A 10,163-nucleotide genomic window follows, 5' to 3' on the forward strand; every position below is an offset into this window, starting at 1 on the left:
ACCCCTCCCCGTTCGGGCCTGCCCCCGGGCCCGGGGGGATGCCGGGGGCCGTACCTTTTCCGCAAAGGGCGGGGGCCGTTGGCTCGTTGGACAACCCCCCCACCAAAAGGGGTGAACGGTCGTAACTTTCCCGTGCGGTTCGCGTTCGGTCGCGCTAAGCAGCCGAGCGGCGGCGGAACGTCACGCCCGGATCCGCGTCCAGAGCTGCGCCCACGTCTGCGCCCAGATCTGCGGAAACGTCACGCCGACGCCAGTTCCCGGCGCGCCGCCCGCCGCCGGGCCGCGGCCTCCGGGTCCAGGGCGGGTACGGCGGCCAGGAGCTGCCTGGTGTACGGGTCCTGGGGGTTGTCGTAGACCTCGTCCGCGGGCCCGGTCTCGACGATCCGGCCGCGGCGCATGACCGCGACCCGGTCGCTGACCTGCCGTACGACCGCGAGGTCGTGGGCGACGAAGACGAGCGCGAGCCCGAGTTCCCGCTGGAGTTCGCCGAGCAGCGCGACGACCTGGGTCTGGGTGGTGACGTCCAGCGCGGAGACCGGTTCGTCGCAGACGATGACGCGCGGGTCGGCCGCGAGCGCCCGCGCAATGCCCACGCGCTGGCGCTGGCCGCCGCTGAACTCGTGCGGATAGCGCTGGTAGTGCGCCCCTTCGAGCCCCACGCGCACCAGCAGTTCCGTCACGCGCTCCCGGATGCGCCCCTCGTCGCGTTCCCCCCGCGCGCGCAGCGGGTCGGCGATCGACTCGCCGACGCTGCGCCGCGGGTTGAGGGAGGAGACCGGGTCCTGGAAGACCATCTGGACGGCCGGGTGCACGCCCACGCGCGTGTGTCCGTCGTAGCGGACCTCACCCGCCGTCGGCTCCAGCAGCCCGACCAGCATCCGGCCGAGGGTGGTCTTGCCGCTGCCGCTCTCGCCGACGACGCCGAGGGTCTCCCCCCGGTGCACGGTCAGCGTCACGTCGTCCACGGCCGCGAACGCCCGTTTCCCGCGCCCGAACTCGCGCCGCAGGCCGGACGCCTCCAGGACGACCTCCTCGGACGCCCGCGAGGGCGCGCGGACCGCGTCCACGCGCGGAACGGCGGAGAGCAGTTCGCGGGTGTACGGCTGCGCGGGCGCGCCGAGCACGCCGGCGACCGGCCCCTGTTCGACCAGGCGCCCGTGCCGCATGACGAGTACCTGGTCGACGCTCTCGGCGGCGACTCCCACGTCGTGGGTGACCAGCAGCAGGCCCATGCCGGTCTCCTCGCGCAGCGTGTGCAGCAGGTCGAGGATCTGGGCCTGGACGGTCACGTCGAGGGCGGTGGTGGGCTCGTCGGCGATGAGCAGTTCGGGCTCGCAGGCGAGCGCCATGGCGATCAGCGCCCGCTGCCGCATGCCGCCGCTGAACTCGTGCGGGCGGGACCGGGAGCGGCGCGCGGCGTCCGGGATGCCGACCCGGTCGAGCACCTCCACGGCACGCGCGCGTGCGGCTCGTCGTGACGCGCGCGTGTGCACGCGGTACACCTCGGCGATCTGGTCGCCGATCGCGTAGTACGGGTCGAGGGACGACAGCGGGTCCTGGAAGACCATCGCCGCCTTCGCGCCGCGCAGCCGCCGCAGCTCGCCGTCGGAGGCGGCCTGGACGTCGGTGCCGGCGACCTCGATCGCGCCGCCGAGCCGAGCCCCGGTGCCGTGGTGCAGGCCGAGCAGCGCCGAGGCGACCGTGGACTTGCCGGAGCCGGACTCGCCGACCAGGGCGAGGGCGGCGCCGCGTTCCAGGGTGAACGACAGCCCGTCCACGGCCCGCAGGTCACCGAAGTCGACGGTCAGATCAGTGACTTGGACGAGACTCACGTCAGTACCACCCGTCGGTCGGCCACCGCGTACAGCACGTCGGCGACGGCGTTGGCGAGGACCACGAAGAAACCGATGACCAGGACCATGCCGACGACGACGGGCAGGTCGACCACGCTGACGGCGTGGACGAGTTCCTGGCCGAGACCGGGCAGTCCGAACAGCGTCTCGGTGAGCACGGCGCCGCCGACGGCCGAGCCGAAGTTGTTGGCGTTCAGCGCGATGACCGGCGCGAGCGCCCCGCGCAGGGCGTGCCGCCCGACGATCGAACGCTCGCTCACGCCGTACGCGCGGAAGGTGCGGATGTGGTCCTCGGCCAGGGTCTCCAGCATCGACGCCCGGGTCATCCGGGCGAACGCGGCGGACTCGATGAGGGCGAGGGAGAACCAGGGCAGCAGCAGGTTCCACGCCCACTGTTCGGGGTCGTCGGTGAACTTCACGTACTGCGGGAAGGGCAGCAGTTGCAGTTCGCCGCAGACGACGATCATCAGGACCAGGCCGATGACGAACACCGGGGTGGCCCAGCCCGCCAGCGTGAGGCCGGTCAGCACCCGCTCGGTGAGCCGGCCGCGCCGCCAGACGGACAGCACGCCCGTGCCGACGCCCAGGACCAGCCACAGCACCATCGCGCCGAACACCAGCGAGAGACTGACCGGGAGTCTGGTCAGGATGATGCTGAGGACCTGCTGGTCGGTCTGGTAGGAGAGGCCGAGGCAGGGCGCCGAGCAGTGCTCCACGGAGGTGCCGGTGGAGTAGTCCTGGCCGGCGACGAGGCCCTGCAGGAAGTGCCAGTAGCGCACGTACAGCGGGTCGTCGAGGTGCAGTTGCTGGGCCACCTGGTGCACCTGCTCCGGGGAGCAGCGCGGGCCGCAGGTGATCTGGGCGACGTTGCCCGGGGTGACGTAGAAGACGACGTAGACGATCACCGAGATGGCGAGCAGGGTCGCCAGGGTGCCGATGGTGCGGCGGATCAGGAAGCCGCCGAAGCCGTTCACGCGGATTCCTCCTTCGCCGACGCCTTCGCCGGCGCCTCCGCCGACGTCCCGGCCTCGCGCCTGCGCCCGGTGCCGACGCCGAGCCGGGAGGCGGCCCGCGGGTCCAGGGCGGTGCGGACGCCGTCGCCGAGGACGGTCAGCGCGAGGACGGTCACGAACAGCGCGCCGGCCGGCAGGAGCAGGTACTGCGGGGCCGCCTGGTACCAGACGTCGGCAGCGGTGAGCATCTGGCCCCAGGAGGGCGTCGGCGGCTTCACCCCGACGCCGAGGAAGGACAGGGCCGCCTCGACGCTGATGTTGACCGGGATGAGGATCGAGGCGTACGTGATGACCGGCGCGGCCAGGCCGGGCAGCAGCTCGCGGCGGGCGATGGGCCAGGCACCCCAGCCGCTGAGCCGCGCGGCGGCGACGTAGTCGAGCCCCTTCAGGGTGAGCGTCTGGGCGCGCACGATCTTCGCGATGTTGCCCCAGGCGATGAACCCGATGACGAGGGTGACCAGGACGGGCCGGGGGAAGCTCTGCGGCACGATCGCGAGCAGTGCCAGCGACATGATCATCAGGGGCAGCGCGACGATGATGTCCGTGATCCGGCTCAACAGTTGATCAATCCATCCACCGCCGAGCGCGGCCGACACGCCGACAACCAGCCCGAGGAGGACCTGGATCACGGTCGCCGAGAACGCGACGCCCAGCGAGACCCGGGCCCCGTACACCAGCCGTGCGAACAGGTCGCGCCCGGTCTGCGGCTCCACGCCCAGCCAGTGGTCGCCGGAGACGCCCCCGAGGGAGCCGGTCGGCACGCCGCCGCGCGCGGAGTCGATGAGGGACGGGTGGAAGGTGGTCGGGTCCTGGCCCTCCAGCGCGGTGAGCAGGGGTGCGGCGAGCGCGACCAGGACCAGCAGCGCGACGAGCCCCGCCGCGACCGTGGCGGCCCGCTGCGCACGCAGCCGCCGCCAGAACAGACGAGCCCCCGAAGCCCCCGAGGCGGACGCCTCGGGGGCCCGGGTGGCGACAAGTGCCTCGCTCACGGCGCTACTTCACCGCGACCTGGGAGATGTCCAGGACACCGGTCCAGTCGCTGATCACGACGTTCTTGATGTCCTTGCCGACCAGCCGCTTGTAGACCGGGTGGAACAGCGGCACGGTCAGGGCCTGCGCGCCGATCTTCTTGTCCAGTGCACCCCACCGCTTGGCGGCCGCGTCAAGGTCGGTCAACTTGTTGATCGCGTCAATCTCGGCGTTGACCGAAGCATCGTTGAGCTGGGAGGCGTTGAAGTTCGCGCCGTCCTTGACGATCTGCCGGCCGTCGAAGATCGGGGCGAGGAAGGGACCGCCGGAGGGCCAGTCGGCACCCCACGCGGCGAGGAAGAAGCCCGGCTCGGTCTTCACGCTGTGGACCGTGTCGGAGTAGTTGTTGTCCTCCAGACCCTGGAGCTTGACCGTGATGCCGGCCTTCTTGAGGGCGTCCTGGATCGCGGTGGCGATCTCGGGGCTCGTCTTGAAGTTCTGGGCGTTGTCGTGGGTCAGCGTGACCGTGAGCCCGTTCGGGTAACCGGCCTCCTTGAGCAGTTCCTTGGCCTTGGCCGCGTTGCCGGTGGCACCCGCCGGGAAGAGGTCGTACGGCGTGTAGCCGAAGGACTTCTGGTCGGGCAGGAAGGTGGTCGCGGCCTCGGCGAGGGCGCTGCCGCCCGCCGCGTTGATCACGGACGACCGGTCGACGGCGTACGAGATCGCCTCACGCACCTTGGGGTTGTCGAACGGCTTGACCTTCGGGTTGAACGCTATGTAGTTCGTGTAGCCGAAGTGCCCGGTGCCGACGCGGGAGGCGAGTTCCTTGTCGCCGGTGACCTTGGCGAGTTCGGCAGGACCGAGGTTGGTGTCCGTCGTCACCGCGGCCGCGTCCGTCCCCTGGGACGCCGACAGCCGCTGGTTGATCACGGACGAGTCGAGCCCGGACTGCACGTCGATCTTGTCCGGGTACGCCTTGCGCTGGTCGTCGACGGCCGCGGACCAGTACGTGTTGCGCTCCAGGACCAGGTGCTCACCGTCGTTCTCGTTCTTCACGACCTTGTAGGGGCCGGACGAGACCGGGTGCTCCTCGTACTTCGTACCCGTGTCCTTGGCCTGCGGGACCGGCGTGAACTGCGTCTGCGTGGCCAGGAACGGGAACTCGCCCTCGGGCTTGTTCAGGTGGAAGACGATGGTGCGGTCGTCCGGCGTCTCGATCGCCGACAGCCCCTTCTTGTCCTTGTACGGCCCCTGGTAGTCGGCGGCGCCGACCAGCCAGTCCCGCAGGTAGGGCGCGCCGCCGGAGAGCTCGGGGGCGAAGGAGCGCTCGATGCCGTACTTGATGTCGGCGGACGTGATCGCGGTGCCGTCCTCGTACTTGAGGCCCTTCTTCAGGGTGTACGTCCACACGGTCGCGTTCTCGCTGGGCCGCCCGGTGTCGGTGGCCAGGTCGGGGACGACCTTGGTGCCGGCGGCGCCGTCCGCGCGGTTGCGGGTGGTGAGCGTACGGAAGACCAGGGAGGGCACGTTGCCGCCGCCGGAGGTGTACAGGCGGGCCGGGTCGAAGTCCGACTGGGGGTCGGAGTTCAGGACGGTGAGCGTGCCGCCCTTGTGCGGCGTGGAGTCGCCACTGGAGCCGTTGGCATCGTTGTCCTTCGGCCCGCAGGCGGCGGCGCCCGCTGCCACGACCAGGGCCAGCGAAACGTACGCCGCGCGGGCGCTGTTTACGGACGGGTGACGCATCGGAATGACGACCTCTCGGAAGGCATGTCTCGAATCGCGAGACAGGTTGACGAAGAGTGAGACGAAAGTGAACAGACGTCTGCCCGGGCGTCAGGTCGTCGAAAGAACCGTGACCCAGGTCACGGCAACGGAGGAAAATCGCGACGCGAACGCCTGAAGGCGGGCGTCAGCAACAGTGAACGTCGGCCACGCAGAGCGCGGTCACGCCGATGAGCGCCAGCTCGATGGCGGCGCGCGCGGAGGCGTGAAGGGACGACATGCCCAGAAATATGTACGAACTTTCTGCGCATGTCAATGTGATGTATGAGCCACCTGTCAACTCTTGGGGTAAGGCCAGGGATTGGCCAGACAGTGGATTCCGTCGTGGTCGAGGAACTTGGTCTGCTGCTGCATGACCGGCGCCAGCTCGCCGTCCTTGTCGCAGGTCACGTGGCCGTAGCCGAGCCGGTGGCCGACCTCGTGGTTGATCAGCATCTGCCGGTAGGCGTGGATCTTGTCGCCGTACGTCTTGCTGCCCTGGGCCCACCGGTACGCGTTGATCATGACGCGTTCCGTGGACGCCGAGTCGCAGGACACGTTGTCCTCGGTCGTGTCGAGGCCGGACTTGGCGCACCACTTGGCGGTGGTGCCGGGGCTGGCGAGCGTGATCACGAAGTCGGGCTTGCCGGAGGAGACGCGCGCGAAGGTACGGGCGCCGTCGTGGGCCCAGCTGCGGTCGTCGTTGAGCGTCTTCTGCACGGCCTCGGCGAACAGTTTCCCGTCCAGCCCGAGCCCCTGCTCCACGTCGACGCGGTAGGTGTACTTCCGCCCCTTGCCCGGCGCTTTCGCGCTCCCGGGCACGGTGGTGAACTTCCCGGACCCGGCCAGCTTGGCGCTGAGCGGGTACTTCTCGCCCATCGCCTGCTCGTACGACAGCGTCACCACGCTCGGCGAGGCGGAGACGGACGCGGAGGCGGACGGCGTCGTACGGCTGTTCCCGCGCGAGGCGGCGCCGTCGGTGGCCCGTGTCCCGCCCGCGGCCGACTCCGACCGCACGGCGCCGCCGTCGCGGCCGTCGACGACCTGCCCGGCGACGATCACCGCGAGCACGGTGGTGACGGCGGCGGCCGCGATCCCGGTGAAGGTCCGCCCCTTGCCGCCCTTGGGCTGGACGGCCGGTTCGCCGGTGGGCGGTGCGTCGTCGTCATCGCCGTCGTCCGTCCCGGACGGGAGCGGGGACGCCTGGGGGTCGGAGAAGGGCGGATACGTTTCCGCACGCCGGGCGCCGATGCCGGGGCGGGGCGTGAAGACGTCGGCGTCCTCGTCGAAGGCGTCGACGTAGTCCTGCCGGGGCCCACCGGGCCCGCTGCGCCGCTGCCGCGGTATCGACACACCGGCGGCACCGGCCGCCCCGGCGACACCGGCCTGCCCGCCCGTCTCACCCCAGCCACCGCCCCCTTCACGCTGCTGGGGATGACCACCACGGACCCGGGGGACACCGTGGGCCGGGGTCCCGTCCGGGAACCGCGGGACGCCGTGGGCCGGGGTCCCGTCCGGGTAGCGGGGCACGCCGTGGGCCGGGGTCCCGTCGGCGAACCGCGGCACCCCCCGCACGGGCGTGCCATCGGGCATGCGCGGGATGCCCTGGGCCGGCGTACCGTCCGCGAACCGGGGCGATCCGCCCGCAGGTGTCCCGTCGGACGGACGTGGCACTGTCGCGCCCGCAGGCCCGCGGTCACCGTCTCCCGGGCCCTGCTTCCGGGCGGCACGCACGCCCGCTATGTCCGCGTCATCGCCTTTGGGTGCCGGGCCGCGGCGGCTGTGGCGTCCCACTCGCCCCTCAGCTCCCCGCGCCCGGCGCGACCGGGCGGCCGCCGGCGTTCCCGGCGGCCGATCCGTCGGCCAACTCGTCGGCGGACGCGAGGAGTTCACGGAACGCCCCGGCCACCGCCTCCGGGTACTCCATCATCGCCACATGCCCGGCGTCCGGCATGGACAGCAGCCGGGAGTGGCGGAAGCTGCGCGCGGCCTTCTGGGCCATGCGGTAGCCGACGAGCTGGTCGCGGCCGCCGTAGATCAGCAGGGTCGGGGCGAGGACGCGCTCGGCCTGGCGCCAGAGCCCGTGCTGGCCGCCCAGCGTGTAGGCGTTGACGATCCCGCGCGCGGACCGCGCCATCGCGTCCCAGAAGTACGGCAGTCGCAGCCGCCGTTCCAGCTCCGCCACCGCGTGCTCGAACGCCTCGGGTGTCACCCGGCCCGGATCGCCGTAGCAGAGGGCCAGGACGCCCCGTACCCGCTGTTCGGCGGTCCACTTGCCGGTGGTGCGGGTGAGGAGCCCGGCGACGCCGGGGAGGCCGAGGATGACCGTCGGCACGGCCGTGCGCTGCACGCGGAGCTCGGGCAGGGCCGGCGAGACGAGCGTGAGGGTGCGGACGAGGTCCGGGCGGACGGCGGCGACCCGGGTGGCGACCGCACCGCCGAGGGAGTTGCCGAAGAGGTGCACGGGGCCGCGGCCGACCGCGTCGAGATAGCGGATGACCGCGCGCGCGTGCCCGGTGACGGAGTAGTCGCCGTCGTCCGGCGGCGGCGAGTCGCCGAAGCCCGGCAGGTCGACGGCCTCGCCGTCGACGACGCCCTCGAGCCGCTCCATCAGCTCCGACCAGTTCTGCGAGGAGCCGCCGAGCCCGTGGATGTACAGAGCGGGCGGCAGGCCCGCGCGCGTGGGCGGCCGCGAACGGATCGAGAGGGTGACACCGGGCAGTCCCACCGACCGCAGCCGCTCGCCCTCCGCGACTCTGACTGCCGCCGCCACGGGGAGCACGCTGGTGGGCGGCACGAAGGGCAGTTCGGTCGAAGACATGGGCCAATGTTACGAGACGATCACACAGTGATTCATGTGTTCGCCGTCACAGGATCGCCCGGGCGAGCCGCGCGAGCCACGCACCGGCCGGGGTGAGGTGAAGGGTCACCGGCCGTCCGGAGCGAACGGCCCTGGACGGCACAGCGATGGGACAGCGATGGCATAGCGCCCGCTTCCGGTGTCTCCTACGCTCGTACACAGGGCACCCGTTTGTGGCCCCTGCATCCGCCAGGGATCTCCGAAGGAAGGGAGCCCACCATGGCCCATGACCCCACCGACCCGGACGTACTCGACGATCTGGAGGCGGAGGACGCCCCGGAGATCGGTGTCGAGGCCCCCGAGGGCGACGCAGCAGAGCAGCACACGGACGTCACACCGTCCCATGACGACCCGCTCACCGGTGTGGACCCGGGCCGCGCGAACGAGGCCGATCTCATCGAGCAGGCACGCGTGGTCTCCCTCGACGAGGAGGACTACCGCTGACCGGAACCGGCCTCCGGCGGGCCCACCTGGCCTGTCCGCATTTCCCGGTGCGGCTTTCGCCGTCGTCCGGTACGTGAAATTCTGCGCTCGCACATCGCACAGCACGGTTACCGAAAAGTACGATGGCCGCGCGGAGCGATCCGCATGTGGACGACTTTGGGAGGCGCGGCGTGACAGCCATCGAGCAGACAGAGGCGGCACGCCCGCGGGGCACTCGCCTGCCGCGCCGTGCCCGACGGAACCAGTTGCTGGGCGCCGCCCAGGAAGTGTTCGTCGCGCAGGGGTACCACGCGGCCGCGATGGACGACATCGCCGAGCGTGCCGGCGTCAGCAAGCCGGTTCTCTACCAGCACTTCCCGGGCAAGCTCGACCTCTACCTGGCCCTGCTGGACCAGCACTGCGAAGCGCTGATCCAGGCGGTGCGCGGCGCGCTCGCGTCGACGACCGACAACAAGCAGCGGGTCCGGGCGACCATGGACGCGTACTTCGCGTACGTCGAGGACGACGGCGGGGCCTTCCGGCTGGTCTTCGAGTCCGACCTGACGAACGAGCCCGCGGTGCGCGAGCGCGTCGACAAGGTCACCACCCAGTGCGCCGAGGCGATCTGCGAGGTCATCGCCGAGGACACCGGCCTGCCGAGCGCCGAGTCGATGCTGCTGGCCTCGGGTCTCGGCGGACTCGCCCAGGTGGTGGCGCGGTCCTGGCTGCACAGCGACCGCAGCGTCCCGCGCGACCAGGCGGTACAGCTGCTGACCTCGCTGGCGTGGCGGGGCATCGCCGGCTTCCCGCTGCACGGGATCGACTCCCACCACTGACGGATCCGCTGACGGACCCGCGTGGCATTCCCGTTCGCTGTTCGCTCCTGGCGTGCACGCCCGCAGCGTGTACGTCCCCTCACCGGGCTAATGTGTGCAGCGTACGGCGCGGAAGGTCGCGCACTTAACTGACCGTCGGAGGGACATAGCCGTGGAGGTCAAGATCGGCGTGCAGCACGCGCCCCGCGAGATCGTGCTGGAGAGCGGTCTGAACGCCGAGGAGGTCGAGCGCCTCGTCGCCGACGCGCTGGCCGGTAAGTCGCAGGTGCTGTCCCTGGAGGACGAGCGCGGCCGCAAGGTCCTGGTCCCGACGGACCGGCTGGCGTACATCGAGCTCGGTGAGCCGACCGTCCGCAAGGTCGGCTTCAGCGCGGTCTGACCACAGCAGCACGGAGGGGCCGGGGGGTGGGTTGGTATAACCGCCCCCCCCCCAGTGGGGGCACACCAA

Annotated in this window: 10 protein-coding genes; 3 read left to right on the forward strand and 7 right to left on the reverse strand. The window is 71.3% G+C overall.

What is annotated here, in order from left to right; genetic code table 11:
- Positions 1-239: 239 nt before the first annotated feature.
- From ACFWPQ_RS12425 to ACFWPQ_RS12455, 7 genes are all read right to left on the reverse strand, one after another.
- A complete protein-coding gene (locus ACFWPQ_RS12425; protein ID WP_384032561.1) occupies positions 240-1,832 on the reverse strand; it encodes a dipeptide ABC transporter ATP-binding protein in 1,593 nt (530 codons plus the stop codon).
- On the reverse strand, positions 1,829-2,827 hold the full coding sequence (locus ACFWPQ_RS12430) for an ABC transporter permease (protein WP_384032563.1): 999 nt from the start codon (positions 2,825-2,827) through the stop codon (positions 1,829-1,831). Before ACFWPQ_RS12430 ends, ACFWPQ_RS12425 begins: the two co-directional genes overlap by 4 nt.
- A complete protein-coding gene (locus ACFWPQ_RS12435) occupies positions 2,824-3,855 on the reverse strand; it encodes an ABC transporter permease (RefSeq protein WP_384032565.1) in 1,032 nt (343 codons plus the stop codon). Before ACFWPQ_RS12435 ends, ACFWPQ_RS12430 begins: the two co-directional genes overlap by 4 nt.
- A 4-nt stretch (positions 3,856-3,859) precedes the next feature.
- A complete protein-coding gene (locus ACFWPQ_RS12440; RefSeq protein ID WP_384032567.1) occupies positions 3,860-5,578 on the reverse strand; it encodes an ABC transporter substrate-binding protein in 1,719 nt (572 codons plus the stop codon).
- A 166-nt stretch (positions 5,579-5,744) separates the two neighbouring features.
- Positions 5,745-5,837 carry an Ms4533A family Cys-rich leader peptide gene (locus ACFWPQ_RS12445; protein WP_361292239.1) on the reverse strand — a complete coding sequence of 31 codons (93 nt, stop codon included), beginning with the start codon at positions 5,835-5,837 and terminating at the stop codon, positions 5,745-5,747.
- A gap of 56 nt (positions 5,838-5,893) precedes the next feature.
- Positions 5,894-7,390: a DUF3152 domain-containing protein gene (locus ACFWPQ_RS12450; RefSeq protein WP_384032569.1), complete on the reverse strand. Its 1,497-nt coding sequence runs from the start codon at positions 7,388-7,390 to the stop codon at positions 5,894-5,896.
- 7 nt (positions 7,391-7,397) lie between these two features.
- Positions 7,398-8,417 (reverse strand): alpha/beta fold hydrolase, encoded by a 1,020-nt coding sequence (locus ACFWPQ_RS12455; protein WP_384032571.1) that lies wholly within the window; start codon positions 8,415-8,417, stop codon positions 7,398-7,400.
- A gap of 258 nt (positions 8,418-8,675) precedes the next feature.
- Here ACFWPQ_RS12455 and ACFWPQ_RS12460 point away from each other — a divergent pair, with 258 nt between their 5' ends.
- From ACFWPQ_RS12460 to ACFWPQ_RS12470, 3 genes are all read left to right on the forward strand, one after another.
- Positions 8,676-8,900 carry a hypothetical protein gene (locus ACFWPQ_RS12460; protein WP_384032573.1) on the forward strand — a complete coding sequence of 75 codons (225 nt, stop codon included), beginning with the start codon at positions 8,676-8,678 and terminating at the stop codon, positions 8,898-8,900.
- 170 nt (positions 8,901-9,070) lie between these two features.
- Positions 9,071-9,715, forward strand: coding sequence for a TetR/AcrR family transcriptional regulator (locus ACFWPQ_RS12465; RefSeq protein WP_089098915.1), 645 nt, complete (start codon positions 9,071-9,073; stop codon positions 9,713-9,715).
- Positions 9,716-9,866: 151 nt separating this feature from the next.
- Positions 9,867-10,094: a DUF3107 domain-containing protein gene (locus ACFWPQ_RS12470; RefSeq protein WP_046730492.1), complete on the forward strand. Its 228-nt coding sequence runs from the start codon at positions 9,867-9,869 to the stop codon at positions 10,092-10,094.
- The last annotated feature ends 69 nt before the right edge of the window (positions 10,095-10,163 follow it).

Origin of the sequence: Streptomyces sp. NPDC058464 (assembly GCF_042721035.1) — a bacterium.
GTDB lineage: Bacteria > Actinomycetota > Actinomycetes > Streptomycetales > Streptomycetaceae > Streptomyces.

Coding starts and splice junctions, on each gene's coding strand:
- ACFWPQ_RS12440 (WP_384032567.1), bottom strand. CDS start 5,578: ATGCGTCACCCGTCCGTAAACAGCGCCCGCGCGGCGTACGTTTCGCTG.
- ACFWPQ_RS12445 (WP_361292239.1), bottom strand. CDS start 5,837: ATGTCGTCCCTTCACGCCTCCGCGCGCGCCGCCATCGAGCTGGCGCTC.
- ACFWPQ_RS12455 (WP_384032571.1), bottom strand. CDS start 8,417: ATGTCTTCGACCGAACTGCCCTTCGTGCCGCCCACCAGCGTGCTCCCC.
- ACFWPQ_RS12460 (WP_384032573.1), top strand. CDS start 8,676: ATGGCCCATGACCCCACCGACCCGGACGTACTCGACGATCTGGAGGCG.